General features: G+C 67.2%; 28 protein-coding genes, 1 tRNA gene, 1 pseudogene and 1 riboswitch. Of the genes and pseudogenes, 13 read left to right on the top strand and 17 right to left on the bottom strand.

The features are described from left to right. Positions 1–6: 6 nt before the first annotated feature. Positions 7–1,041: a GTP 3',8-cyclase MoaA gene (gene moaA / locus Y590_RS12260; RefSeq protein WP_060770083.1), complete on the bottom strand. Its 1,035-nt coding sequence runs from the start codon at positions 1,039–1,041 to the stop codon at positions 7–9. A 143-nt stretch (positions 1,042–1,184) separates the two neighbouring features. On the opposite strand from moaA, the gene Y590_RS12255 reads away from it, so the two are divergent. After that, positions 1,185–1,613 (top strand): gamma-butyrobetaine hydroxylase family protein, encoded by a 429-nt coding sequence (locus Y590_RS12255; RefSeq protein WP_060772273.1) that lies wholly within the window; start codon positions 1,185–1,187, stop codon positions 1,611–1,613. Positions 1,614–1,916: 303 nt separating this feature from the next. On the opposite strand, the gene Y590_RS12250 is transcribed toward Y590_RS12255, so the two are convergent. Then, positions 1,917–2,159 (bottom strand): DUF2171 domain-containing protein, encoded by a 243-nt coding sequence (locus Y590_RS12250; RefSeq protein ID WP_060770082.1) that lies wholly within the window; start codon positions 2,157–2,159, stop codon positions 1,917–1,919. Positions 2,160–2,312: 153 nt separating this feature from the next. Between Y590_RS12250 and Y590_RS27025 the strand changes: the two genes are divergently transcribed. Continuing rightward, positions 2,313–2,450 carry a hypothetical protein gene (locus tag Y590_RS27025; protein WP_193763212.1) on the top strand — a complete coding sequence of 46 codons (138 nt, stop codon included), beginning with the start codon at positions 2,313–2,315 and terminating at the stop codon, positions 2,448–2,450. A gap of 115 nt (positions 2,451–2,565) precedes the next feature. Here Y590_RS27025 and Y590_RS12245 read toward each other — a convergent pair whose 3' ends face one another. From Y590_RS12245 to nadA, 4 genes are all read right to left on the bottom strand, one after another. Continuing rightward, on the bottom strand, positions 2,566–3,243 hold the full coding sequence (locus Y590_RS12245; RefSeq protein ID WP_060770081.1) for a L,D-transpeptidase: 678 nt from the start codon (positions 3,241–3,243) through the stop codon (positions 2,566–2,568). 313 nt (positions 3,244–3,556) lie between these two features. Next, the gene (nadC, locus tag Y590_RS12240) at positions 3,557–4,417 is read right to left on the bottom strand and encodes a carboxylating nicotinate-nucleotide diphosphorylase (RefSeq protein WP_060770080.1); all 861 of its coding nucleotides are present in this window, start codon (positions 4,415–4,417) and stop codon (positions 3,557–3,559) included. Further along, on the bottom strand, positions 4,410–5,939 hold the full coding sequence (locus Y590_RS12235) for an L-aspartate oxidase (protein ID WP_060770079.1): 1,530 nt from the start codon (positions 5,937–5,939) through the stop codon (positions 4,410–4,412). The genes nadC and Y590_RS12235 overlap by 8 nt, the downstream gene beginning before the upstream one ends. Then, a complete protein-coding gene (nadA, locus tag Y590_RS12230) occupies positions 5,939–6,982 on the bottom strand; it encodes a quinolinate synthase NadA (protein WP_060770078.1) in 1,044 nt (347 codons plus the stop codon). Before nadA ends, Y590_RS12235 begins: the two co-directional genes overlap by 1 nt. A gap of 407 nt (positions 6,983–7,389) precedes the next feature. On the opposite strand from nadA, the gene Y590_RS12225 reads away from it, so the two are divergent. Then, positions 7,390–8,763, top strand: a complete 1,374-nt coding sequence (locus Y590_RS12225; protein WP_060770077.1) for a methyl-accepting chemotaxis protein — start codon at positions 7,390–7,392, stop codon at positions 8,761–8,763. Positions 8,764–8,848: 85 nt separating this feature from the next. Here the strand turns inward: Y590_RS12225 and Y590_RS12220 are convergent, their stop codons facing one another. The 6 genes from Y590_RS12220 to Y590_RS25715 all read right to left on the bottom strand — a co-directional run bounded on the left by Y590_RS12220 (position 8,849) and on the right by Y590_RS25715 (position 12,700). Continuing rightward, positions 8,849–9,160 carry a hypothetical protein gene (locus tag Y590_RS12220; RefSeq protein WP_060770076.1) on the bottom strand — a complete coding sequence of 104 codons (312 nt, stop codon included), beginning with the start codon at positions 9,158–9,160 and terminating at the stop codon, positions 8,849–8,851. Beyond that, a complete protein-coding gene (locus Y590_RS12215) occupies positions 9,160–9,486 on the bottom strand; it encodes an EthD family reductase (protein ID WP_060772272.1) in 327 nt (108 codons plus the stop codon). The genes Y590_RS12220 and Y590_RS12215 overlap by 1 nt, the downstream gene beginning before the upstream one ends. An 85-nt stretch (positions 9,487–9,571) precedes the next feature. Next, positions 9,572–10,903, bottom strand: coding sequence for an NAD(P)/FAD-dependent oxidoreductase (locus Y590_RS12210; protein ID WP_060770075.1), 1,332 nt, complete (start codon positions 10,901–10,903; stop codon positions 9,572–9,574). Positions 10,904–11,059: 156 nt separating this feature from the next. Then, positions 11,060–11,707 (bottom strand): maleylacetoacetate isomerase, encoded by a 648-nt coding sequence (gene maiA, locus Y590_RS12205; protein ID WP_060770074.1) that lies wholly within the window; start codon positions 11,705–11,707, stop codon positions 11,060–11,062. A 124-nt stretch (positions 11,708–11,831) separates the two neighbouring features. Beyond that, complete coding sequence (locus Y590_RS12200) at positions 11,832–12,131, bottom strand: antibiotic biosynthesis monooxygenase family protein (RefSeq protein WP_060772271.1); 300 nt, start codon at positions 12,129–12,131, stop codon at positions 11,832–11,834. A 107-nt stretch (positions 12,132–12,238) separates the two neighbouring features. Then, positions 12,239–12,700, bottom strand: coding sequence for a hypothetical protein (locus Y590_RS25715; protein ID WP_083530844.1), 462 nt, complete (start codon positions 12,698–12,700; stop codon positions 12,239–12,241). 89 nt (positions 12,701–12,789) lie between these two features. On the opposite strand from Y590_RS25715, the gene Y590_RS12195 reads away from it, so the two are divergent. Then, entirely contained in the window at positions 12,790–13,374 is a 585-nt protein-coding gene (locus tag Y590_RS12195; RefSeq protein WP_060770073.1) for a hypothetical protein, read from the top strand. Further along, positions 13,374–13,733, top strand: a complete 360-nt coding sequence (locus tag Y590_RS12190) for a transcriptional regulator (RefSeq protein WP_060770072.1) — start codon at positions 13,374–13,376, stop codon at positions 13,731–13,733. The genes Y590_RS12195 and Y590_RS12190 overlap by 1 nt, the downstream gene beginning before the upstream one ends. A gap of 91 nt (positions 13,734–13,824) precedes the next feature. Here the strand turns inward: Y590_RS12190 and acnA are convergent, their stop codons facing one another. Continuing rightward, positions 13,825–16,536, bottom strand: a complete 2,712-nt coding sequence (gene acnA / locus Y590_RS12185) for an aconitate hydratase AcnA (protein ID WP_060770071.1) — start codon at positions 16,534–16,536, stop codon at positions 13,825–13,827. A 720-nt stretch (positions 16,537–17,256) separates the two neighbouring features. Between acnA and ccmA the strand changes: the two genes are divergently transcribed. Further along, positions 17,257–17,904 carry a heme ABC exporter ATP-binding protein CcmA gene (ccmA, locus tag Y590_RS12180; protein ID WP_060770070.1) on the top strand — a complete coding sequence of 216 codons (648 nt, stop codon included), beginning with the start codon at positions 17,257–17,259 and terminating at the stop codon, positions 17,902–17,904. Then, entirely contained in the window at positions 17,901–18,569 is a 669-nt protein-coding gene (gene ccmB / locus Y590_RS12175; RefSeq protein ID WP_060770069.1) for a heme exporter protein CcmB, read from the top strand. The genes ccmA and ccmB overlap by 4 nt, the downstream gene beginning before the upstream one ends. 44 nt (positions 18,570–18,613) lie before the next feature. Here ccmB and Y590_RS12170 read toward each other — a convergent pair whose 3' ends face one another. From Y590_RS12170 to Y590_RS27315, 3 genes are all read right to left on the bottom strand, one after another. Further along, positions 18,614–18,877: a hypothetical protein gene (locus Y590_RS12170; protein WP_060770068.1), complete on the bottom strand. Its 264-nt coding sequence runs from the start codon at positions 18,875–18,877 to the stop codon at positions 18,614–18,616. 218 nt (positions 18,878–19,095) lie between these two features. Further along, the gene (locus tag Y590_RS12165; protein WP_060770067.1) at positions 19,096–19,515 is read right to left on the bottom strand and encodes a hypothetical protein; all 420 of its coding nucleotides are present in this window, start codon (positions 19,513–19,515) and stop codon (positions 19,096–19,098) included. A gap of 94 nt (positions 19,516–19,609) precedes the next feature. After that, on the bottom strand, positions 19,610–19,741 hold the full coding sequence (locus tag Y590_RS27315) for a hypothetical protein (RefSeq protein ID WP_256371262.1): 132 nt from the start codon (positions 19,739–19,741) through the stop codon (positions 19,610–19,612). 374 nt (positions 19,742–20,115) lie between these two features. Further along, a riboswitch (cobalamin riboswitch) is annotated at positions 20,116–20,315 on the top strand. Positions 20,316–20,436: 121 nt separating this feature from the next. Here Y590_RS27315 and Y590_RS12160 point away from each other — a divergent pair. From Y590_RS12160 to Y590_RS12145, 4 genes and pseudogenes are all read left to right on the top strand, one after another. Then, on the top strand, positions 20,437–22,680 hold the full coding sequence (locus Y590_RS12160; protein ID WP_060770066.1) for a TonB-dependent receptor: 2,244 nt from the start codon (positions 20,437–20,439) through the stop codon (positions 22,678–22,680). A gap of 164 nt (positions 22,681–22,844) precedes the next feature. Continuing rightward, complete coding sequence (locus Y590_RS12155) at positions 22,845–23,135, top strand: hypothetical protein (RefSeq protein WP_060770065.1); 291 nt, start codon at positions 22,845–22,847, stop codon at positions 23,133–23,135. A gap of 304 nt (positions 23,136–23,439) precedes the next feature. Continuing rightward, positions 23,440–23,730 (top strand): hypothetical protein, encoded by a 291-nt coding sequence (locus tag Y590_RS12150; RefSeq protein WP_245517577.1) that lies wholly within the window; start codon positions 23,440–23,442, stop codon positions 23,728–23,730. A 108-nt stretch (positions 23,731–23,838) separates the two neighbouring features. Beyond that, a pseudogene (locus Y590_RS12145) lies at positions 23,839–24,065 on the top strand (transposase); the annotation flags it as partial. A gap of 407 nt (positions 24,066–24,472) precedes the next feature. Here Y590_RS12145 and Y590_RS12140 read toward each other — a convergent pair. Further along, positions 24,473–24,548 (bottom strand) — tRNA-Thr (locus tag Y590_RS12140). A 142-nt stretch (positions 24,549–24,690) separates the two neighbouring features. Here Y590_RS12140 and Y590_RS12135 point away from each other — a divergent pair. Beyond that, on the top strand, positions 24,691–25,362 hold the full coding sequence (locus Y590_RS12135) for a Maf-like protein (protein WP_060770064.1): 672 nt from the start codon (positions 24,691–24,693) through the stop codon (positions 25,360–25,362). Further along, a complete protein-coding gene (gene yacG / locus Y590_RS12130) occupies positions 25,359–25,577 on the top strand; it encodes a DNA gyrase inhibitor YacG (RefSeq protein WP_060770063.1) in 219 nt (72 codons plus the stop codon). Before Y590_RS12135 ends, yacG begins: the two co-directional genes overlap by 4 nt. Positions 25,578–25,591: the final 14 nt, after the last annotated feature.

Here is a 25,591-nt window from a genome sequence, read left to right as displayed (position 1 = left end):
AAATCGTCAGCCCCCAGTCACGCTCATATGCCGCGGTACGGCCGCCGGGCGCGCGCGCTCGATGACGAAGTCGTGGCCCTTGGGCTTGCGGGAGATCGCCTCTACGACGGCCTGCGTCACCAGCGCGTCGTCGGGCGAGGCGCGCAGGGCCGCGCGCAGATCGGCCGCATCCTCCTGGCCGAGGCACATGTAGAGCTTACCGGTGCAGGTGAGACGCACCCGGTTGCAGCTCTCGCAGAAATTGTGCGTCAGCGGCGTGATGAAACCGAGCCGCCCGCCGGTCTCCTCGATCCGCACGTAACGCGCCGGCCCACCGGTGCGGTCGGGCAGCGGGGTCAGCGTGAAGCGTTGCTCGAGGCGCTGGCGCGCGACCGACAACGGCAGGAACTGGTCGGTGCGGTCGCCCTCGATCTCGCCGAGCGGCATGACTTCGATCAGCGTCAGATCCATGCCGAGCCCGTGGGCCCAGGTCATCATGTCGGCGATCTCATCCTCGTTGACGCCCTTGAGCGCCACGGCGTTGATCTTGACCTTGATACCGGCCGCGCGCGCCGCCTCGATCCCCGCCAGCACCACCGACAGATCGCCGCGCCGGGTGATCGCCCGGAATTTGTCGGGGTCCAGCGTGTCGAGCGAAACGTTGATCCTCCGAACGCCGAGTTCGGCCAACTCGGGCGCGAAGCGGGCAAGCTGGGAGCCGTTGGTCGTCAGCGTCAGCTCGTCGAGGGTGCCGCTCTCCAGGTGGCGGGAGAGCCGGCGGAACAGATGCATGATGTCGCGGCGGACCAGCGGCTCGCCGCCGGTGATCCGCAGCTTGCGCACCCCGCGATCGATGAACACGCCGCAGAGCCGATCGAGCTCTTCCAGCGTCAACAGATCGCGCTTGGGCAGGAACTGCATGTCCTCGGACATGCAATAGGCACAGCGGAAGTCGCAGCGATCCGTCACCGAGATCCGGAGATAGGTGATCGCCCTTTGGAAAGGGTCGATCAGCGGCGCCGGCCGCACGGGCGCGAGGGTATCGTCGGCGGGGCCCCACATACGCGCCTCTGAACTCGACTCGGTGCCGGCATGGGTGGTTTTGTCGGCTGACAGATCCAACATGGCCATCCATATGAGGGCGGTGGCATTCCCCGGCAAGCGCGGGAGCGCAACGCCGGCATGAGAGCGTGGAATCGACCGTCATGAGTGAGCGCTGGCCCACCGAGATCCGCCTGTCGGGTGACAAGCGCATTTTGACCGTCGCGTTCGATGGCGGCGGTCGCTTCGAGCTGCCTGCCGAATACTTGCGCGTGTCGAGTCCCTCAGCGGAGGTTCAAGGCCATTCTCCGGCCGAGCGCAAGGTGCTGGGTGGCAAGCGCGATGTCGCAATCCTCTCGGTCGAGCCCATCGGCAACTACGCCGTGAAGCTGTTCTTCGACGACATGCACGATACGGGCATCTACGGGTGGGACTACCTGTTCGACCTCGGCCGCGAGTATCGGAACCGCTGGTCGACCTACCTTCGCGAGCTGGAGGAGCGCGGCCTTACCAGGGATCGCGTGGCCAGCGCTCCCGCAAAACCGAGCCATGGCGGCGGGAGCTGCGGAAGCGGCGGTTGCGGCTGCCACTGAGATCACGCTGAGATCGTCGAACGTGAGACGGGCCACGCTTGAAGGTGGCCCGCCAGACGCATCAGCTCGGCTGCTCCTCGACTTGGTCGAGATCCTCATCCGGGATCGCATCCGGCCGATGCGGCGGGGGATCCCCAGCCGGCGGCTGAGGAGCGGGGGCTGGATCACCGATCGGCTTCGGCTCGGACTCTGATTTCGGCCGATCATTCTGTGCAGTCACGGTTCTCTCCATGGACGGGGCGTCGGCTATCGGCCAGTGGCAAGGCCGAACGCCGTGCTCAGACGGGGCAAATTGACATTCGCTTACGCGGCGCCCGACGTGCTCCACTCCTTCTTCACCTCGTCGGCACTCCGATCGAGGCGGACCTGATCACCTTCGACGGCGATCACGAGGTTGAGGGGGATGTAGTGGTGGAGCCCGCCCGCGTCGGCATCGCTCTTCGTCAGCTTAATCTCGCCTTTTCCGACGTGATCCACCGTACCGACATGTCCGCCATCGGAACCGACGACGGTGGCATGCTCGCGAATCTGGCTGGCATCGACCATGGCTGTCCTCCCTGTTGAGGGAGCCAACCGGCATTGCGTGGGGAGGTTCCGCGTCGGCGATCCACGCAGCTCGGGGGAGGACCTGCGACGGTCCGCCATTGAACGATACCCCGCCCCGTCCGTTGCCGTGCGGTATTTCAACGGAGGTAGCGCGTGTCAGCGAACGAGTTCCAACACCGCGTCGGTCAGGACGTGGATTCCGTCGATCAGCTCAGCAGCGTCGTCATCCTCGGACTGGCCGTGGCGGGCGGCATCGCCGCGGTCGTGCTGGATCTCCTGCTGATCGGCTGACGCGTCGCTCGCTTGGACCGAGACCAACTTGAACCAAGACCAACTTGGACCTCACCCAAACGAAAAGGGCCGGCATCGCTGCCGGCCCTTTCTCATTGACGTCTCGGACGGACGATCAGCGCTGGACGACGACCCGGGCGCCGACCTTCACGCGACTGTAGAGATCCGTCACATCCTCGTTGGTCATGCGGATGCAGCCGGAGGAAACCGCCGTGCCGATCGTCTCCGGCTCGTTGGAGCCGTGGATGCGATAGATCGTGTTGCCGAGATACATCGCGCGCGCGCCGAGCGGGTTCTCGATACCGCCCTTCATGTAGCGCGGCAGATCGGGACGGCGGCGCAGCATCTCCGACGGCGGGCGCCAATCGGGCCATTCGCGCTTCATCGTGACGGTCTGCGTGCCGCCCCAGGTGAAGCCGGGACGACCGACGCCGACGCCGTAGCGCAGGGCCTCGCCGCCCGGCTGGATGAGGTAGAGCCGGCGCTCGGCCGTCGAGACGACGATGGTGCCGGGGGCGTAGGGTCCGGAATAGGGAACCGTATCGCGCGGAATCGCGGTCATCTGCGGCACGGTCGATGCAAGCGGGTCAGCGGCCGAGGCGGGCGCGCCCGGGACATCCGCCGGGAGAGCTGCGTTGGCGGTCGGCAACGTGTTCTGCGGGCGCACGCGCACCGTCAGAACCTCGGTCAGCGGCTGACGCGTGAGCGGGTCGATCTCATAGGCTGCGGCGGGGCTTGCCAGCGCGAACGTCGCGCAGGCAAGCCCGCTCAGGGCAACGACGAAACGGCGCATCAGGGCCTCTCGGGGCAGGCGAAGAACAGGGGACGCGGTGGAACAACCGCCGCACGATGCCGTGCGGACCCTCGCCAAGGCGTAAACGCTCCCCGTCTAAAGCCAAGCTTGATTTGCAGTGCAGCACCGCTTCGGCCAGCCTCGTGACCGTGTGGCCACACTGTGGCAGCTCGGCCGTGCGGGCAAGGATTTTCGTGGTGGCCGGAACCTTCCCGAGCCTTGCTTCGGCGGATGGTGTCACCGTCCGCCCTCATGCCGAAGCCGGCTTGGCCGCGTCATCACGGTCGCGGAATCCTGGGGACTGCGCCGGCCGCTACGCCGCGTCGAGCCCCAAATCGATGATCGCCGAGCTGTGGGTGATCCAGCCGACCGAGATCAGATCGACGCCCGACGCCGCCACGGCGCCGACGGTCTCCCGAATGATCCGGCCCGAGGCCTCGGTCACGGCGCGTCCGTCGACCATCGCCACCGCCTGCCGCAACGTGTCGGGGCTCATGTTGTCGAGAAGCACCGCGTCGGCGCCGACCGAAAGCGCCTCTTCGAGCTGGGCCAGGGTGTCGACCTCGACCTCGATCTTGACGAGGTGCCCGGTTCTCGCGCGTGCGCGCTCGATGGCGGGGATGATGCCGCCCGCGACGGCGACGTGGTTGTCCTTGATCAGCACCGCGTCGTCGAGGCCGAAGCGGTGGTTCGAGCCGCCGCCGGCGCGCACCGCGTGCTTCTCGAGCGCCCGCAGGCCCGGCGTGGTCTTGCGGGTGCAGACGATCCGCGCCTTGCCGTGCGGCCGCGCCGCCTCGACCAGCGAGGCCGTCGCCGTAGCGACGCCGCTGAGCCGGCAGAGCAGGTTGAGGGCAACGCGCTCGGCGGTCAGCACGGCGCGAGCCGGGCCGGAGAGACGGATCACGGTATCGCCCGGCACGACGCGGGATCCGTCGGGCCGATCGACCGAAACCGTCAGGCTCGGATCGATCAACTCGAACGCGATGGCGGCGGCATCCGTGCCGGCGATCACTCCGTCCTGACGGGAGGCGATGACCGCTTCCATGCGCTCGCCCGCGGGCACGATGGCATCGGTGGTGATGTCGCCGGCCCGACCGAGATCTTCGAGAAGGGCCGCCCGCACCACGGGCTCCACGAGAAGGCGCGGCAGCGGCAGCAGGATGTCGTCAGGCATCGGTGAGTTCCTGAAGCGCGCACGAGGCGACCGCTGCGGCGGGCGTGACGACGGAGTGCCGGGCCGGCAACTGGGCCGGATGATCGCTGCGCCAGTGGGCGCCGCGGCTCTCGCACCGATCGAGGGCGGAGCGAGCAATCATCAGTCCCGTGGCGGCCGCATCGCTGCCGCGCTCGGACAGATCGGCGAGACGGGCGATGGCCTGCGACAAGCCGGCATCATGGCGCACCACGCCGACGCAGCGTTCCATGATGCCGCGAACCTCGGCGAGCGCCGCGGCATCCTGCGGCGGGATCTCCGGCAGCGGCGCCGGGTGATCCGTGCTCACCGGGGCCGAGACGGCATCGATCGACTCGGCGATGCGCGGCGCGAAGGCCAGCGCTTCGAGAAGCGAGTTGCTGGCAAGGCGGTTGGCGCCGTGCAGACCAGTCGAGGATACCTCGCCGCACGCCCAGAGGCCCGGCACGGTGCTGCGGCCGGCGGCGTCCACGAGGATGCCACCCATGTGGTAGTGCGCCGCCGGACGGACCGGGATCGGTTGGACCGCCGGATCGATGCCGGCCTCGGCGCAGAGCGCGAAAACCGTCGGGAAGCGCTGCGGCATGCGGGCGCCGAGCGGGCCGCGGGTATCGAGATAGACCGTGCGGCCACGGCCGAGCGCCTGGAAGATGCCCCGGGCCACCACGTCGCGGGGGGCAAGATCGCCACCCTCGATCCCCGCCATCACGGGCGCGCCGTCCTCATCGATCAGCACCGCCCCCTCGCCGCGGAGTGCTTCGGTCGCGAGCGGCATCGGATCGCGGCCAGCGGCGATGGCAGTCGGGTGGAACTGAACGAATTCGAGGTCGCGCAAAGTTGCACCCGCCCGCGCGGCGACGAGAAGCCCTCGCCCGAGGGCGCCCCGCGGGTTCGTGGTCGAGGCGTAGAGCGCACCGGTGCCGCCGGTCGCCAGCACCACGGCGCGGGCGGGCAAGCGGAAGGCCGCGCCGTCGCGCTCACACACGACACCGCAGACATGGCCATCGGCATCCTGCATCAGGCCGTGCAGGCCGGCGACGAGGACTTCGATCGAGGGTGTCGCCTGGACGGCGCGCACCAGCGCATCGAGCACGGTACGGCCGGTGGAATCACCCCGCGCCCGCACGATCCGGCGGCGGCTATGAGCGGCCTCCAGCCCGAGCGCCAGGGCGCCGTCCGCCTCCCGGTCGAAGCCGGTGCCGAGGGCAACGAGCCAATCGATCAGGCCCGGCCCCGCCTCGGCGACGCGCAGGGCGACCGCCGGCTCGCTCAGGCCGGCGCCCGCGGCAAGCGTATCGTCCGCGTGGAGCGAGGGCGCATCGTCCGCCCCCATCGCGGCGGCGATGCCGCCCTGTGCCCAACCCGTGGCAGTGCCGGCCCCGAGGGGCGCGGCCGTGACGAGGGTGACGGGGCGCGGCGCGAGCCGTAGGGCCGTGGCGAGCCCGGCGACCCCGGCGCCGACCACGACCACCCGGTCGGCAGGACTCCGGGCGAAGACGCTCATCAGGCGGCCTGCCGCGGTGAGACGGTCTGGGTCGGCTTCACCGCGAGCATCCGTTCGACGGCGAGGCGCGCCCGCTCGGCCAGCCCTTCCTCGACGGTGATCTCGTGCGTCATCGTCTCCAGCGCCTCACGGATGTTGCGCAAGGTTATCCGCTTCATGTGCGGGCAGAGGTTGCAGGGCTTGATGAACTCGATGTCGGGGTTGGCCACCGCGATGTTGTCGGCCATCGAGCACTCGGTCACGAGCACGACCTGGGACGGTCGTTTCTCGGTGACGTAGTTCATCATCATCGCCGTCGAGCCGGAAAAGTCCGAGGCCTCGACCACGTCAGGCGGGCATTCCGGATGGGCGATCACGGTGATGCCGGGATAGCTTTCGCGCACGTCGGCGATGTCGGCCGGGGTGAAGCGCTCATGCACCTCGCAATGTCCGGCCCAGGTCAGCATCTCGACCTCGGGCACCTGCTTCTGGACGTTGCGGGCCAGGAACTCGTCCGGAATCATCAGAACCCGCGGCACGCCGAGGGCGCGCACGACGTCGGCGGCGTTGCCGGAGGTGCAGCAGACGTCCGACTCCGCCTTCACCGCGGCGGAGGTGTTGACGTAGGTCACGACCGGCACGCCCGGATACTTGGCACGCAGGGCCCGCACGTCGGCTGCGGTGATCGAATCGGCGAGCGAGCAGCCGGCGGCCATATCGGGCATCAGCACGGTCTTGCCGGGGTTCAACAGCTTGGCGGTCTCGGCCATGAAGTGGACACCGGCCAGCACGATGACGTCCGCATCGACCCGCGCGGCCTCGCGCGCCAGAGCGAGACTGTCGCCGACGATGTCCGCCACGGTGTGGAAAATCTCCGGCGCTTGGTAGTTGTGCGCCAGAACCACCGCGTTGCGCTCGCGTTTCAGGCGCAGGATGGCTTCGACGTCGGGAGCCAGCGCCGGCCACTCGATCGCGGGCACGTGACGGCTGACGCGCGCGTAGAGATCGGGCAGCGGGAAGGCCCGGTCGGCCGGCTCGCGAAGGGCGGATCCTGCCTCGGACATCGCGGTCTCCTTTATGCTCAAAATGAGCATTGTGCCGCCTAAGTTAGGCGCCGCCTGTGGCAATGTCCAGATATGCTGAGACTGAGCATAACGATTTTGCGACGCAAAATTTTGCTGCACCCGCACAGGTGCGCCCGGCATGACATGCAAGAAACCTCAACCTTGCTGAAGCATCAACAGACGAAATGTGTCATTCGATAATTTTCATCAACACCTTAGATGCATGCTCCAAATCACTTAAATCCAACGTTAACTGGGCATCGCTAATAGTCGGCGGCGACATGATAGAGAGTGCTGCGCCCAATCTTACTCAACCGATGGCTGTGTCTTTGCCACCGAGCGAAACCTTTCTGGGCAGGCCTCTCCATAATAAGTGGCAAAAAAAGTAATTGGGGGCCTCTGAAGCCATGCTGTCTCTCAAGCTCGGCCGTACTGCCGCATCGTCCGCACCTGTTTCATCCGAGATCCCGACCGCCGGCCCTTCCGACGACGCGCGTCTGATCGCGGCGATTCAGCGCCTCGCCAATCGCGCCGGATTCGACGAAACCACCGTGCCGGGTCACGCGGTGGGTGCCGCCCTGAGCGACCTCGAGCGGGTACGGCGCAACGATCTGCGTGCCGAACGAGCCAACATCGCCGCCGTCGCCAGGGAAGCCTCGGAAGGCGCGATCAATATCGGCTGGACGACCTACGACGTGGGCGAAGTCGCGCAATCGACGCAGACCATCGCGAGCGCGATCGAAGAGATGGGCGCCTCGATTGCCGAGGTCGCCGAGACCTCGGAGGTCGCCGGCTCCAACGCTGCCGAGGCGCGCCAAGCGATGACGGCCTGCATGTCCGACGTCGGCAATGCCCGCTCGGCCATGGACGCGATCCGCGACCGCACCCACCAGATCGACGAGCGCCTCCAGCTTCTCCAGAACGCCATCGCCGAGATCGGCACCATGGCGGGCACCATCGCCACGATCTCGAGCCAGACCAATTTGCTCGCCCTCAACGCCACCATCGAGGCGGCCCGCGCGGGTGAGGCGGGACGCGGCTTCTCGGTGGTCGCCGCCGAGGTGAAATCGCTCTCGGGCCAGACCGCGCGCTCGACCGAGCAGATCCGCACGTGGCTCAACACCCTCCAGGGCGAAATGAGCCAGATCGCCCGTGCCGTCGAGGAGAGCCGCGGAGCGGTCTCCACAGGAAGCAGCGTCGTCGACAGCCTCGGCGCTCGCGTCGAGAGCGCGGCCGAACGGATCGCCCGCACGAGCGAGATGACCACGGCCCTCGCGGCGGCCATCACGCAGCAGAGCAGCGCGACGGCTGAGATTTCGAGCAGCGTCCAGAGCATCGCCGCCAAGGCCGCCAAGACCCGCACCGAGATCGATGCCATCACCAAACGCCTCGTGAAGGCCGAGACGGTGGCACAGACGGCGCTGGCGGATCCGAGTGGGGTCGAGCTGTACGAATTGGTGCGTCTGCCGGCCGATCTCGGCCTGTGGAAGCGCGGTCTCGCGACGATCCTGCTCGGCGCGGCGCCCGCCGATCCGGCGGCGGCGATCCTGCGGGGCCGGGCCGCCCGGCAGGCGGTGGAAGGCCTGACCTCCGATCCGATCCGCCGGAACGCGGCCGAAGCCTTCCTGAAGGCCGAGGCAACCGCCCACAACGAGGCCGAGCGGATGGTGAAAGCCCTGGCCCAGAGCAACTGGGATGTCGGCACCCCGGCCTATCAGGCCGCGAACGCGGCGATGAAGGACATGATCACCGCCGCCGCCCGGATCATCGACGCGGACTGAGCACCGCGCGGCTCCATCGCGGCGGCACTCTCACGCTGAAGCGAGGCCGCCCCTGCCTCTCGGGCAGGCGCGGACCCGGCCGTGATCAAGCGGCGTCCACGTCGTCATCGAGCGTCGGATCGCCGGTCCAGGCCGTCGCGAAGGCGGCAAGGTGGCGCGCGTCGGAGAAGGCCAGCACCGTGACCGTGCGCTCCGTCGGCATGCCACCGGGATAGGGCGCCAGAAGCACCGTCTCCTGCGAGAGGCGTGCCTCCGGTGCGTTCGCATCGATCCACGCCTTCGCCTCAGGCGTCAGCGTCGCCGGATCGGCCAGCGCCCGCGAATCGGCACGCAGTACGATGATCGTCGTGCCGAGCCCCGGATTGGAGGCCTGGATCTGCTTGATGATGTCGATCATCAACCTCTCACTTCAGACGCCGCAAATTCGCTGAGCTGCACGGTCGGCTGCGTGTCGGTGAAGTTCGGGATGTCCCCGAAAATCTCCGTCCCATCCGCTGACGCGGCGGCCTTGAACGCGTCGGCGGACTCGAAGCGCAGCAGCGCCACGACTTGGTAGGGCGGCGCGCCGCCATCCGGCGTGCCGGTCCCCGTCACGACCGTGTAGTCATGCAGACCCTTCGCGGTCCAGCGTTCACTGACCAGCGGCATGTGCTTGTTCAGATAGTAGTCCATGTCGAAACGGGTGCCGGCGCCGCTCGGGTACATTACGCTGACGAGGATCATGGCGTCTCCTTCCGCCGGCTTCTTCATCGAGCCGACGGATCGGGAACATGTCGCGCCCGCCCGCCGGATCAAGTCTCGGGCGTCGTCAGTGCAGCTTCACCCGCGGCTCGGTGCGCCGGGTGAGCGCCCGGGCCAGGGTATCGAGGCTCGTCTTCCACCAGCCGTTCACGGCCGTCTCGTGCATCTTGTAGAGCGAACGGTACATGAGCCGGGCGAACAATCCGGCGATGAACATGTTCTTCCCCTGGATAAAGCCCATCAGGTTACCGACGGCCGTGTACTCTCCGAGCGAGACGAGCGAGCCGAAGTCGCGATACTTGAACGGTTTCAGCGGCCGGCCCGCGAGACGTTTGGCCATCTGCCCGTAGAGGTGCGAGGCCTGCTGGTGAGCCGCCTGGGCGCGCGGCGGGATCGGCGTCTGGGAGCCTTCCTCGACGAGGTAGGCACAATCACCCATGGCGAAGATGTCCGGGTCGCGGGAGGTCTGCAGCGTCGCCGTGATGACGAGCTGGTTGTTGCGGGTGCTCTCGAGCCCACCGAGATCCTTGAGGAAGGCCGGCCCCTTCACGCCCGCAGCCCAGACCACGAGTTCGGAGGGGATGAAGCCGCCATCGGCGAGCTGGACGCCGTCGGCCCGCACTTCGGTGACGCGGGCCTGCACCCGGACCTCGACGCCGATCTTGGCGAGTTGGCCCATCACCTCACCCGCGAGCCTCTGCGGCACGGCGGGCAGGATGCGGTCGGCGGCCTCGATCAGGGTGATCTTCAGATCCTTGGCCGGGTCGATGCGGTCGAGGCCCGTGCGAGCGACCTCGCGGGTGGTACGGTGCAGTTCCGCCGCCAGCTCGGTGCCGGTCGCGCCCGCACCGATCACCGCCACATGGAGCTGCCCGGGCCGCACCGGACCCTCCTGAGTGTGGGCGCGCAGCATGCCGTTGACGAGGCGCTGATGGAAGCGCAGCGCCTGCTCCTTGGTGTCGAGGGCAATGGCGTGCTCGGCGACGCCCGGCGTGCCGAAATCGTTGGTGGTGGAGCCCACCGCCATGATCAGCGTGTCGTAGGGAATGGTGCGCACGGGCGTGACTTCGCGCCCCTCGCTGTCACGACTGGCGGCGAGATGGATCACCCGCTTCTCGCGATCGAGGCCGGTCATCTCGCCGATGCGGTAGCGGAAGTGGTTGGCATGGGCGTGGTGCAGGTAATCGACCGCATGGTGGCCGACATCGAGCGAGCCGGCGGCGACCTCGTGCAGCAGCGGCTTCCAGATATGGGTGCGCGCCCGGTCCACCAGGGTGATGTGGGCCTTGCCGCGCTTGCCGTAATTGTTGCCGAGCTTGGTCACCAGTTCCAGCCCGGCGGCCCCTCCCCCCACCACGACGATCTTGTGCTGATCCGTGACCGATTCGCTCGGAACCATCCTCGCCCCCAATCCCGTCGCAGGCCGCCTCGCTCGGCAGCCATTCTGTTTGGAATGATCTTACATTAGTAACCGTGCAGGCACCCACACGTTCGCCGCGTGAGTAGGACGCAAATCGGACATTACTGGAGGAAGTGTTTCGTAAAAAATTTTCGGCTACGCGCCGGGGGCGCCGGGCTGGCGCAGCGGGTGGGCGCGGGCGACCGCGTCGAGCGACAAGAGTTCCTCGCTGATGCGCTTCACCGTCGGGTAGGGAACGGTATCGATCCCGAAAATGCCGGTGCCGACCCACAGGCTGATGAGGCACAGGTCGGCGTGGCTCACCGCGTCACCCTGGCAGAAGCGGCCGGTGCCGGCCTCCGTCGAGAGCCGCGTCTCCAGCGTCCTCAAACCGGTGGTGAAGGCGTTGCGCAGGAATTCCAGCATCCGCTCCCGCGGCAGGCCGTAATTCTCCATCAGGAAGGTGCGCACCCGCGGCACGTAGAGGGGATGGGTGTCGCAGGCGACGACCTGGGCGAGCGAGCGGGCGCGGGCTCGCGCGCGCGGCTCTTCGGGGAGCAGCGAGATCCCAGGCCGGGTCTCCTCCAGATAATCGAGGATCGCCAGCGACTGCGTCAGCGGCGGGCCTTCACCATCGAACAGCGCCGGGACCGCGCCCTGCGGATTGATCGCGAGGAAGTCGGGCTTGTGCTGGTCACCGGCATCGAGGTCGAGGAAGACCTCCTCGTAGGCGATGTCCTTGAGGTTGAGGGCGATGCGCACGCGGAAAGCCGCGGCCGAGCGCCAGTTGCCGTACATCTTCACGAGGCCGTCTCCCCCTTTTGTCGTCCAGCCTTCGGCGGCCGTTTTAGGATGCTTCACTGAACTCCCGGCCTGCGACCGTCTCGCCTCTGGCAACACGGTGCGGCGGGCGTTCCGTGCGAGACACTCAGAATGCCTGAAGCGTCAGTTCGGTGTGCTCAACCTGGGGCGGAGCCTCGAAATAGGGAGAGACCATCGCCCGGTAGTCCTTCCAGGCCTGCGAGCCGGTGAAGTCCTGGGTGTGCGCCTCCAGCGTATCCCACTCGATCAGCAGGCGGTAGCGCTGCGGCTTCTCGATCGAGCGGCGCACCGCGAAGCTGCGGCAACCGGCGGCGGCCCGGAAAATCTCGGCGGCCTTCGCGATGCCGGCTTCGAATTCGGCTTCCGAACCGGGCTTCACGTCGATCTGCGCGATTTCGAGGATCATGTCCGCCGCTTCCCAGTCTTTGCCCGCCAAAGCCTTCGGGCGAGCGTTCGCTGCGGCCTATACCGGTCGCGACGGCGCCGAGAAAGAGTCGGCTCACGCCAGATTATTCAAAGGCAAACACCGTGATAGCGCGCCTCTATGCGGGTGATTTCGCCACCTTCGTTCGCGCTCCAATCGATCTCCCACATAAGCTTGCAGGGGAGCGCTTGTCGAACGAAGCTCGAACTTCGAATTTTTCCGTTATCGCGGCGCTGAAAACCTTGCGCATCAAGCGCTTGGATCAGATTCGCCTCTGGCGAGCCGACTGGAAATTTGGACAGAATACGCGCCGAGAACGCATGATCAGCCTCTTGAAAACTCGGTGGCAGTCCTTCGGCCAGCGGTGGGCGTGAGGCCGGCGACGGCTTGCTCGCGTACCACAGGGCGAGCCAGGGGCCGCCAAACAACGCGAGGATGACGAGAATTGTGAAACCGGCGCCCAGGAGGACGAATTTTGAGCCTCGCTTCATCGCTCTCACAACGCCCTTCGCGACGATGAACGAAACGCGATCGTATGCTTTGCGCACCATCGCGCAATCGGAAGGGCGAGAGGCACTCGACACGAACTTGGCCTTCGATTAGCTCTGTGATACAGAGTATTCTGCAAAGGAGGTCCAGCATGTCGGCCCACGATCGGATCCAAGCCCGCGATCACGCGCACCATTCCCTCCGGGCCGCCGAGGATGGCGAACGACGCCTGCTCGCCGCGCTTGTCTACGGGCGCGCCGCCCCCTTCCTCATCCTCTGGGGCCTCATCTGGGCAGCCGGGTTCACCAGCGCCGTTTGGGCCCCGGATCACGCCGCGCCCGCGTGGTCGGCCGTCGTGGCGCTCGGTTGGGCGGCGACGGTCGCCCTGGTGCTCGCCCAACGCCGCCGCGACCGGGAGCGTGGCTTCGGCGCCGGCGCGCGCTACGGCGCCTCGGCCGCGCTGATGAGCGCCTACGCCGGCCTGTGGGCGGTCGTCCTGCTGTCGGGGCACCCCAACGCCCACGGCATCTACGCCGGCACCGTGACCGGTTTCGCCTACCTCGTCGCTGGCCTGTGGCGCGGGCGGCTGCTCGTTGGGCTCGGGGTAGCCGTGACGCTGCTGTTTGCGGCCGGCTTCGCCGTGCCATCCCCTCAGTTCCCCCTCTACGCCGGACTGATCGGCGGCGGCGGGCTCATCGCTGCGGGCTTGGTGCTGGCCCGGCGCGATCCGACCTGATGGCCTGTCCGGCAACCCGGGGCCTTGATCCCATCATTCACGCGCCTGCCCGCCTGCGGATCATGGCCGCGCTCGCCGCCGGACCGAAGCGGCATCTGCTAGAGTTCACGCGCTTGCGCGCCCTACTCGGCCTGACCGACGGCAACCTCGGGGCGCACCTCGCCACGCTGGAGGGGGCGGGCTACGTCGCGGTGACGAAAGACTTCGTAGGCAAGCGGCCTCGGACGCGGCTGGCCGTGACGGCGGCGGGCTCGGCCGCATATCGCGCCCACGTCGTGGCTCTGCGCGCCATCCTCGACGGGAGCGAGGTCGAGGAGGTGGCGCCGGCTTCCCCGCTTTCGGACCCCGCATCCACGTAGCTCGCCGCTTGGTCTGCGAGTTACACAATCACCAAGCAAAAAAGCCCCTCCCTTGCGGGAGAGGCTTTCCTGTCGTCGAAGTCGCTCGGCCTTACGCCGCCAGGGACCGCAGCACGTAGGGCAGGATGCCGCCGTTGCGGAAGTATTCCAGCTCGTCGAGCGTATCGATCCGGCAGGTCAGCGGGACCTCCCGCTTGGAGCCGTCGGCGGAGGTGATCTCGGCGGTCAGCGTCTGGCGCGGCTTCAGCTCGCCGGACAGCCCCTTGATCGTCACGGTCTCGTCGCCCTTGAGACCGAGCGATTCCCAGGATTCCTCACCCTGGAAGACCAGCGGGACCACGCCCATGCCGACGAGGTTCGAGCGGTGGATGCGCTCGAAGCTTTCGGCGATCACGGCGCGCACGCCGAGCAACTTGGTGCCCTTGGCCGCCCAGTCGCGGGACGAGCCGGTGCCGTATTCCTTGCCGGCGAAGACGACCAGCGGCGTGCCCTCTTCGGCGTAGCGCATCGCCGCGTCGTAGATGTACATCCGTTCGCCGTCGGGCTGGTGCAGCGTCCACCCACCCTCGACGACGTTGCCGGCCTCGTCCCGCACCATCTGGTTCTTGATGCGGATGTTGGCGAACGTGCCCCGCATCATCACCTCGTGGTTGCCGCGCCGGGTGCCGTACTGGTTGAAGTCCTGCACGCGCACCTGATGCTCCTGCAGATACTCACCCGCGGGCGAGGCCGCGCGGATGTTGCCGGCAGGCGAGATGTGGTCGGTCGTGATCGAGTCGAGGAACAGGCCGAGGATACGCGCGCCCTCGATGTCGGTGATCGGGTCGGGCGTCTTGGTCATGCCCTCGAAATAGGGCGGGTTCAGCACATAGGTGGAGCCCGCATCCCAGGCGAAGGTCTCGGCCTCGGTAACCTCGACGCCCTTCCAGTTCTCGTCGCCGCCGAACACGTCGGCATAGCGGCTCTTGAACAGCTCCGAGGTGATGTTCTCCTCGATGAAGCGGTTCACCTCCTCCGAGGACGGCCAGATGTCCTTCAGGTAGACCGGCTTGCCGTCCGAACCCTGGCCGAGCGGCTCCGTGGTGATGTCGATCTGGAGCGAGCCGGCGAGCGCATAGGCGACCACCAGCGGCGGCGATGCGAGGTAGTTTGCCCGCACGTCCGGGTTCACGCGGCCCTCGAAGTTGCGGTTGCCGGAGAGCACGGCCGCCGCGACGACGTCGTTGTCGTTGATCGCCTTCGAGATCGGCGCCGGGAGCGGCCCCGAATTGCCGATGCAGGTAGTGCAGCCGAAGCCGACGAGGTTGAAGCCCAGCGCGTCGAGGCTCGCCTGGAGGCCGGACTTGTCGAGATACTCGCCGACAACCTGGCTACCGGGCGCAAGCGAGGTCTTCACCCACGGCTTAGAGGTCAGGCCCTTGGCGACCGCGTTGCGGGCGAGCAGACCGGCGCCGATCATCACGCTCGGGTTCGAGGTGTTGGTGCAGCTCGTGATCGCGGCGATCACCACGTCACCGTGGCCGATGTCGAAGTTCGTGCCCTCGACCGGGTAGCGCCGGGCGATATCGGCCGCCTTCTTGAATTCCTTCTCCATCGAATCGGCAAAGCCGACCTTTGCAGAATCGAGCAGAACCCGGTCCTGCGGGCGCTTCGGGCCGGCGAGCGAGGGACGCACCGTGCTCATGTCGAGTTCGAGCGTGTCGGTGAAGACCGGATCGGGGGTCTTGGCGTCGCGCCACATGCCCTGCGCCTTGGCATAGGCTTCGACCAGCGCGATGCGGTCGTCCTGCCGGCCCGTGACCTTCAGGAAGTCGATGGTCTTCTGATCGATCGGGAAGAAGCCGCAGGTCGCGCCGTATTCGGGCGCCATGTTGGAAATGGTTGCGCGGTCGGCGACCGGCATGTCGTCGAGGCCGGGGCCGTAGAACTCCACGAACTTGCCGACCACGCCCTTCTTGCGCAGCATCTGCGTGACGGTGAGCACGAGGTCGGTTGCAGTGGTGCCCTCGGGCAGCTTGCCGGACAGCTTGAAGCCGATGACCTCGGGGATCAGCATCGAAAGCGGCTGGCCGAGCATCGCTGCCTCGGCCTCGATGCCGCCGACGCCCCAGCCGAGCACGGCCAGACCGTTGACCATCGTGGTGTGCGAATCGGTGCCGACGAGGCTGTCCGGATAGGCGATCTCGAAGCCGTCCGAAGAATCCGTATCTTGCCGGGTCCAGACCGTCTGGGACAGGTATTCGAGGTTCACCTGGTGGCAGATGCCCGTGCCCGGCGGAACCACGGAGAAGTTATCGAAGGCCGACTGGCCCCATTTCAGGAAGGTGTAGCGCTCACCGTTGCGGGCGTATTCGAGGGCGACGTTGTCGCCGAGCGCCTTCGGGGTACCGAACTCGTCCACGATCACCGAATGGTCGATGACGAGATCGACCGGGACCAGCGGATTGATTTTTTGGGGATCGCCGCCGAGGGCGACCATGGCGTCGCGCATCGCCGCCAAATCGACGACCGCCGGCACACCCGTAAAATCCTGCATCAGCACGCGGGAGGGGCGGAAGGCGATCTCGGTCTCGGCCCTGCCCTGGTTACCGAGCCACGCGACGGCGGCCTCGATATCGGCCCGCTTGACCGAGCGGTCGTCCTCGAAGCGCAGGAGGTTCTCGAGGATGACCTTCATCGAGAACGGAAGGGCGGTCGAATCGGCCAAGCCGTTCTTCTCCGCCTCGGGAATCGAGTAGTAGGTGTAGGTCTTGCCGCCTGCTTGAAGCGTTTGGCGAGCTTTGAAGCTGTCGAGGGATGCCACGGCGAGTCGGGTCCTGAGCTGGCGTTAGCGAACACGGAGCAGGCATAACCTGCGCCACGAGAGGTGTTCGGCCGGAGGCGCTCCAAGGAGCGCGCGCCGCCCCGGGGGTGCCCGGGTAGCGAGTGCCCTCGGGGAACTCCCGGCGGCCGGGAGGCCCGCGAATGACACTCAGGATGGTGCGCGAGGGGCGGTTTGGACGCCCTTGAATGATCGCGCGGCGCAGCCTGGGCCGGTCTATAGAACGTTTCGAAATTGGCCGCTACTGGTCCGATGACACAGGCGCGCGACTGATATCGCGGCCGCGCCCGATCGATGCGTCCCCTGCCCGTCGGCGGCCAGGGCGCAGCAGCGTCGCACCGCGTCCCAGAACGCGGCGCGTTGGTATGGAGGCAGGCGTGCGAGTCGCGCCTTCCATTGCGCGCGCCCGGCAATGGCGGCGGGATCGTGGGCCAAATCCTCTTCGGACGGGTGGGGCGGAGCCCGCGCGGTCGTCTCGGCATCCATGGAAGCCCGTCCCGTGAAACTGCCGTGCGGCATCACCGATCAATGCGTCGGCGGCCCGAGCGGTTCGCGCGGCGCCGAACGATCCGCTATAGGCCGCACGAGACCGGCCTCTCCGCCCGCGAGATGTCCCGGTATTCCCCTCGCGCCAGGCGAGGCGATCCGACAGCCAGGACCGAGACGAAGCGTGCGGACCTCTCCCTCATCGAAGGCCGATCCGTGCGGTTGATCGTCGAGAATCTGGCCTGCCGCCGCTCGGGACGCCGCATCTTCTCCGGCCTTTCGTTCGCGCTCGGACCCGGCGAAGGCCTGATGGTCACCGGGCGCAACGGCGCGGGCAAGTCGAGCCTGCTCACGATGCTGTCCGGCCGCCTCAAGCCCGATGCCGGTACCATTCGCGCCGAGGGCATCGGCGAGGCGAACCTGCCGGAATGCCTCCATGTCGTCGGGCACCGGGACGGATTGAAATCGGCGCTGACGGCCGCCGAGAATCTCGAATTCGCCCGCGACCTCCTCGGCAATCCCGCCGCCTCACCGAAGGTCGCCCTGAAGGCGATGGGCCTGCCGCACGTCGCGCGGTTGCCGGTCAGCTATCTCTCGGCGGGGCAGCGGCGCCGGGTGGCGCTGGCGCGCCTCCTCGTCTGCCGCCGCCCCCTCTGGCTGCTCGACGAACCGACCGCTGCCCTGGACCTCGCCTCGCAGGCGGTTCTCGCCGGACTGATGGAACGTCACCGGGCCGAAGGGGGGCTCGTGGTCGCTGCAACACACCAAGCCCTCGGCCTGGAGGATGCCCGCGAGCTGCGCATCGGCCCGGCAGCACCCGAGGCAGCTTCTGAAGCAGCGTCCGAGGCGGAGGATTGGCTGTGATCCGTGCCTTCTCCGCCCTCCTCGCCCGCGATCTGAAATTGGCCGCGCGGGTCGGTGGCTCGGGCGCGCTCTCGCTCGTCTTCTTCCTGATGATCGTGGTGCTGGTGCCCTTCGCGCTGGGGCCCGACATGAACCTGCTGTCGCGGATCGGCCCCGCGATCCTCTGGCTCTCGGCGGTGCTGGCCACCTTGATCGGTCTCGACCGGCTGTTTCAGTCGGACGAAGAGGACGGCTCCCTCGACCTGATGACCGGCGCAGCCGTGCCTCTGGAGGTGGTGGTGCTGGCCAAGGTCCTGGCCTCCTGGCTCACCACCGGACTGCCCCTGGCGCTCGCTTCGCCGCTGTTCGGCCTGCTGGTGGCCCTCTCCCCGAAAGCCATGGGTGCCACGGCCTTGACGCTGGCCCTGGGCACGCCGGCGCTGGCCTTCATCGGCGCGGTCGGCGCGGCGCTGACCGCCACCATCCGTCGGGGCGGCCTGATCCTGGCCATCATCGTGCTGCCCCTGATGGTCCCGACCCTGATCTTCGGGGTCTCGGCCGCGGAGGCTGCACTGGGCGGCACGGTGCCGTTCACGACCCCGCTGACGGTGCTGGCCGCCCTGAGCCTGATCGCGGCGGTGGTCGGCACCCTGGCCGCCGCCGCGGCTTTGCGCTGGTCGGAATGAACCGGGCGTAAACGCTCAGGAGGCCGCGCCTCGGCGTGCGGGAACTACTTGTCGCAGCCGATGCAGATTCCGGTGTCGATCTTGTCGTCCTTCTTCTCCATGGCGGTCTCGCGATCGGGATTACCCTCGTCGCGCTGCACGCCGCCCGCCCCGGCGGGCGGCATGGTCTGGCCGACGGCAGAGGTGTTCGGCGCGTAGATGGTTGAAGTCGGACCACCTCCGGTTCCGGTCTGCGCCGGCCCTTGGGCGGCGGCGGAGGTGGCGAGAGCCGCGACCAGAACCGCAGCGAACGAGAGACGAGTGATCATCGACAAACTCCCTTGGAGTTCGAACGCACTAGATCCTCGAGGGTTCACGCGGGTCCACCGCTAGAGATCGGCCTCACATCGGTGCGCGCGTACCGCGCTGGCAGGATCAGGCTAGCTAGATAGACCTTCGCCGGACTCAGAGTGCCTCACAAAACTCCCGGTCCCTGACCGTACTCGCTCCGGCGATGACAGCGCGGCGGGAGTCTTGTGAGAAACACTCAGTCCGGCCAGCAGATCGTCGCTTCGCGCAGGCCCATCAGATGGGCCTCGCCGAGTCCGAACGAAGGGGAGGCGTCGAACACTTCACCCGCAACGCTCACCTCGCAGACCTCGTCCAGAGCGCCACCGGCGCACAGCGCGAGGGCACGTGTGCGGCCCCGCGTCTCCGCGGCCGCAACCCGGATCAGAAGCTTGCCGGCCAAGCGGACATTGCCGGCCGCATCCTCCGGCAACAGGCCGATGCAGGTGATCTCGTCGTCGGTCGCTTGGACGAGGTGGCAATGATCGAGCGTGACGCGCTCACCGACATGGTGACGGGCCGCCACCGCGAAGGCCGCTGCGTCCGCATGCGCCTCGAATGCGTAAGCCCCGGAGGGAAGCAGGAGGGCGCTCGAGACGAGAACGAATCCGATCCGCATGGAGGACCCCACCGAACGATTCTGACCGCACCGATCCTCGCAATTTGTGGGCCGGAATGGCTCCGGGGCCGGCGCGTTCCGGACCTCGGCGGCGTCAGCGGGTCTGTCCAGTCTGGGGAGCGTGGGTATTCTGGTTGTCGGTCGGGCCGGTCCGCGTGAAGGCGAAGACGACGAGCCCTGCAAGGATCATCAGCACGACGGGGAAAGCGAGCATCCAACGGGGCATCTCTGGCATCCATGAGGAAGCATTCGGAGGACCGAAACCCCTGGGCGGCCGAATGGCTCCGCCGGACCGGGGGAGATCGGAACCGAACATATGCGAGGAATGCATGCCCGATCCGACGCGCCAGCGATTGCTTTGTGCACTGCAAACTGAGAAATCAGGGCCATGCCGGATCGCGATGGCGTCGCGGTCCTGCAGCCCTTCTTGGGCGTTTCCTCCCTAGACTTCGGGCCGTCCTTCGGGGCGGCCTTTTTTCTTTTCGGCTGCCGTTCCATTTCGCTCGCGGCATGGTCCGCGCATGGTCCGCGATTGTGGATCGCCCCTCACACCGGCCTCCCGAAACGCGCCGGGCGCATTGACCGAAGCGTAGCCTTGGCCTTAGCTTGACCGTTGACGGTTCCCGTGAGGGATCAAAAGGGAACGCGGTGGAGGGCTTTCGAGCTCGATCCCGCGGCTGCCCCCGCAACTGTGAGCGGAGAGTCCTTCATCACCACGTCACTGGGCGCGCCTCGCCTGGGAAGACGATGGAGGGCGACGACCCGCGAGCCAGGAGACCTGCCGTCAGCCGTGGTCACACGCGAGCCATGCCGGGCGGGGTGTCCCAGCAGGTGTCGAGACGCTGAAGGCCCATGGCCGGCAGTGGATCGGCCTTGGTCGCGGTGACGTGCCACCGTCGTTGCCGAGGCATCGTTTCCATCATGTCCCCCCTTCACCGCCGCTCCTGCGGCCGGCCCTTCCTGTCCGTCTTCGCCGCCCTCCCCCTCACTCTGCCCGGTCCGGTTCGGGCCCAAGCACCGCTGACGCATCTCGATGAGATCGCGGTGCAAGGCGGCGCCGGGATCGGCCTGCCCGCCAATCCACCGGCCGACGCCGTCGGCGCGGACGCCGCCGCAGCCCTGCGGACGCCGAGTCTGACGCAGTCCTCGCCGGTCGGCCTCAACCTGCGCACGCCGTCGCGTTCGGCGAGCCGGCTCGGTCTCACGCCGCTGGAAACGCCCGCAAGTCTCGACATCATCTCGGGCGAGACCATACGTCTGCGCGGTCAGACCAGCGTGCTGGAGGCCGTGTCGCAGAACGGCACTGGCATCACGGCCTTCGGCTCGCCGGGCAATGGACTTGGCTTCTTCACCGCTCGCGGCTTTGCCGGGCAGAATTCGATCCAGACGCTGTTCGACGGCACCCGGCTCTACGTCGGCGCCAACACCGTCACCTTCCCCTTCGATACGTGGAACGTGGAGCGCGTCGAGGTGCTGCGCGGGCCAGCCTCCGTTCTCTACGGGGACGGAGCCATCGGCGGCATCGTCAACGTCGTCTCGAAGAAGCCGCTGTTCACGCCGCTCAACGTCGCCCGCTTCGGGCTCGGCGAGGACGGCATCGCCCGCGCAGCAGTCGATTCGACCGGGCCGATCGGCGAAGCCCTGGCCTATCGCCTCAATGTCAGCGGTAACCGTGCCGACGGCTGGATCACGCCGGAGGGTGACTTCCGCAACCTCGCGGTCTCGGGCGCACTGACGCTCCAAGCGAATCCGGATCTCGCCTTCACGCTCAGCCACGATCTCGGCTACCAGGAGCCTACCCGCTACTGGGGCACACCGCTGGTGAACGGGCGTGTCCCCGACGCCATCCGCTTCAACAACTACAACGTCCGCGATTCTAAGATCGCCTGGACCGACAACTGGACGCAGTTCCGGACGGAGTGGACCCCCTCGGCGGATGTGACGGTGCGCAACACTGCCTACCGTCTTCAAAGCCGCCGGCATTGGCGCGACGTCGAGCAGTACCGCTTCAACCCGGCAACCGGCCTCGTCGACCGCTCCGACTATCTCGAAATCTATCATAGCCAGGAACAGGTCGGGAATCGGTTCGACGCGACGTTCCGCGGTGCCCTTTTCGGGTTCGCCAACACGTTCTCGGCCGGCTTCGACGTGAATCACGTCAGCTTCCGCCACGCCAACAACTTCACTTTCTCCGAAACGCCGACGAGCGTGCCCCTGAACGGCTACGATCCCGGCTTCTTTCCGCCGGAAGGGCGGGCGAGCCCGGGCTACGCCACGCGCACGAACCAGGCTTCGGTCTTCGCCGAGGATCGGCTGTTCCTGAGCGACCGGTTGTCGTTCCTCACCGGCGTGCGCTTCGACGCGCCGCGTCTCTACCGGGAAGATCTGCGCAGCGGCGCGACCTTCGAGCGCTCCTTCCGCGCCCTGGGATACCGCTTCGCGCTGCTCTACGAGCCGACGCCGGACACATCGCTCTACGCGCAATACGCCACCGCGACGGATCCGGTGAACAGCCTGATCACCCTCTCGCAATCGCTGGCCGGCTTCGAACTCTCGACCGGTCGCCAGGTCGAGGTCGGCGCCAAGGGCCTCGTCTTCGGCGGCGCCGTCGAGTGGACCCTGGCCGGCTACCGCATCGTCAAGGACAACCTGATCTCGGCGGTTCCGGGCCAGCCGACGGTCTCGACTCAGGTCGGCCAGCAATCCTCTCTCGGCGCGGAGGCCGCGCTCTCCTGGCTCCCCGCCCCCGGCTGGCGCATCGATGCCAACCTGGCCTTGCTTCACGCGCAGTACGACGACTTCACCCAGAATGTCGGCGGGGTTGCCGTCTCCTATGCCGGCAATCAGCCGATCAACGTGCCGGAGCAGGTGGCCAATCTCTGGGTCAACTGGGCCTTCGCCCGCGACTGGGAGGGGCGCGTCGGCCTCCAGCATGTCGGCGAAGTCTTTTCCGACTTCGGCAACACCGCGCGGCGACCGGCCTACACGCTGGTGAATCTCGGCCTCGACCACCAAGTCACCGCCGGCTCCCGCCTGTCGCTGCGGATCTTCAACCTGTTCGACAAAGTCTACCCGGTCGATGGCAGCGCCGTGAACGGCATCGGTACCGCCTGGGTTCTCGGGCGCCCGCGCTCATTGGAGGTCGCCTACACGATCGCGTGGTGAACCACGCACCGGGACGCCCGCACAGGGCCGCCTGCGCGTGTCGCCACCACGCCGCAGGCCTCACGGGAAACCGCACGGCCGATAGAGGACTTGCCTTGCGGATAGCGGATCCTTCGCCCGCCCTCGGGATGTGCGAAGGCGCCCTTTCGCTCAGGAGCTCGTCGATGCACCGCATCACTCTCGCCGTCACCGTTCTGAGCTGTCTCGGCTCTGGCGCGGCCATCGCGCAGGCTGGCCCCCCGGGCCTCCCCGGAGGGCCGTTCCCACCGGGCACGATTATCCAGCGCCAGACCAACACGACCGGGAACACCGTCGACTATATCATCGCGCCCGGCGCCACGGGCGCCGACACCATCACCACCAACTCGGCAGCCGGCGGCAATGCCGGTCAGCCGGAGCGTGCCGTCCCGCAGGGCAGCGCGGGTGGCGGAAGCGGGGGTGGCAGCTCGCGCTAGAGCATCGTCCCGAAAGGTGGTTGCCGGCTTTCGAAAAAAATGATGATGCGAAAACAAGAGCCTCAAGCATCGTCCTGGATCGAGTATCCAGGACGATGCGTTAGGAAATTGGCCCGGCGCCGACGATACCCGGACGCGCCGTGCCGACTCTGACGGCGGATAAGTCTCTGAGAAGTAGCTTAATTTCCTCATGCATTTGAGGCCCGGTGCAACGTCAGCGAACGTCGCCGCGTTGGGCCCGCGGTCGGTCGGCAACCCTGCCGACGCCACGACAGGGAGCGCGACGATGGGCCGAGCGGCAGCAATGGGTATCCTGACGGCGCTGACTCTTTTCAGCCCGTCGCTGGCGGCAACCCGGCTGAAAATGGACGACAAGGCGTCGCTATGGCCGCGCGCCGGAGCAAGCGAGAAGATCGACTTCACCAACCGCGTCGGGAAATCGATGAGCACGCTCTCGCCGGGACTCGACAGCGGCTATTTCATGCGTTGCCTGGAAGAGGTCGCCAACATCGGCGACACCAAGGATCTCACGCTGAGCGACATGGTGCGAACCTGCGTCTCGCTGCAGAGCAGCCGATCCGGCGCCGCCGAGTGAGAGTGCGTTCGCCCGCGGATCGACTGCCCCGTGACCATGACCCGCCAAACAGGTTCGCGCTGAGCGCAAGTTTCTCGGGCATCCTGAAGCCTGAAGGAGGGGGATGCCCTGCCTCGCAAACGCTCTTCAGGCACGAGCAGATCGCCCTTGCCCTGCGACAGGCGCAGAGCGGTACCTCAATGGACGAGGTCTGCCGGAAGATGGGCGTGTCCGAACCGACGTTTTATCACCGGAAGAATCAGTTCGTCGGCATAGGCGTCCCGGAAATCCCGCGCCTCAAGCAACTGGAGGATGAGAACAGCAAGCTGAAGCCGCCGGTCGCCGACCGGGCGCTTCTGGTAAATCCCGCCTTCACAGGGTCCGTTGTGAACTTGGTGCCGTCGGCCTGCCCGACGACAGCGGGGGACTGGACAGGCAGCAGATTGGCAATGTGAGTTCCGACCTGCTTCGGCGCGTGGCTCTCTGCCGACAAGTCCGGCCTCACCATTCACCCGACACACCGTCGAACCATGGTTTCTACCCGCCTGATCCAGGCGCGGGTACGCCGACCACGGTCAACACGCCTTGGCGTATCAGCGCGCATGAGAGCCGAATCATCTCAGCATCCCGCCTCGATGGGGCGTTAAACCCCCGCGATCCGAGCGACGCAGTGATCGTCTTTCGATTGCGCCCCCACTGAACCCATCAAGCGGTGTCCAGGGTGAAATCTCACACCAGGGAAGGGCAAAATGCTTGAGAAAGCTGGTGCCGCAAGAGGGATTCGAACCCCCGACCCCCTCATTACGAATGAGGTGCTCTACCAGCTGAGCTATTGCGGCGTCACATCCGGTTCGTCGCAGCGACGCCCGATGGAATGTGCCGGGTCTTAGACGGCCGCTTTGCCCTTGGCAAGCCTCGGATGCCGTCTGATGGGCGACACCGCGTTGCGGTGCCACCGGGCTTGGGCTTAAGACCTCGCCGATGAACGAGCTTCTCACCTCCGACGCCCTGAAGCCGCAGGTTTCCGGGGGGCCTGCGCGACCGCCTCTCGTGCTCGCCTCGGCCTCTCCCCGCCGGCTGGCGTTGCTGCAACAGGTTGGTATCGAGCCGGATGCACTGCTGCCCGCCGATATCGACGAGACCCCGCGCAAATCCGAATCGCCCCGCGATCTGGCCCGCCGCCTCGCCCGGGAAAAGCTGGAGGCAGCCCAGGCTGCGGCGCGGCGTCGGGACGACCTGCGCGACGCCTATCTCGTCTCCGCCGACACCGTCGTCGCCGTCGGCCGCCGCGTGCTGCCCAAGGCGGAGTTGCTCGACGAGGCTGCCGACTGCCTGCGGCTGCTCTCGGGGCGGGCGCACCGCGTCTACACGGCCGTCTGCATCCTGTCCCCGAAGGATCGGCGCCGCGAGCGCATGGTCGAGACCCGCGTGCGCTTCAAGCGCCTTTCGAACCGCGAGATCGAGGGCTATCTTTCCTCGGGCGAGTGGCGCGGCAAGGCCGGCGGCTACGCCATCCAGGGCTTGGCGGCTGCCTTTGCGGTGAAGCTCGTCGGCTCGCACAGCGCGGTGGTCGGCCTCCCTTTGTACGAGACGATGAGCCTGCTCGAAGGTGAGGGCTTTCCTGTGCGGGGCGCCTGGGGAGCCGCAACATGAGCCGGCCGGTCAAGAGGACGGCGGCGGACAAGCCACTGGCTCCCTGTCCGATCTGCGGCAAGCCGGCTCGGACCGAAACCAAGCCGTTCTGTTCGCCCCGCTGTGCCGATATCGACCTCGGACGCTGGCTCGGCGAGCGCTACGTCATTCCGGGTCCGGAGGAGGACGAGATGTCCTACTCACCCCATTCAGACGACGAGAATCGTTCGCGCTGAGACCGAGATGCACC

The organism is Methylobacterium sp. AMS5 (assembly GCF_001542815.1).
Lineage (GTDB): Bacteria > Pseudomonadota > Alphaproteobacteria > Rhizobiales > Beijerinckiaceae > Methylobacterium.
The sequence above is the reverse complement of the archived record's forward strand: the minus strand, read 5'-3'. Positions and strand labels throughout refer to the sequence as shown.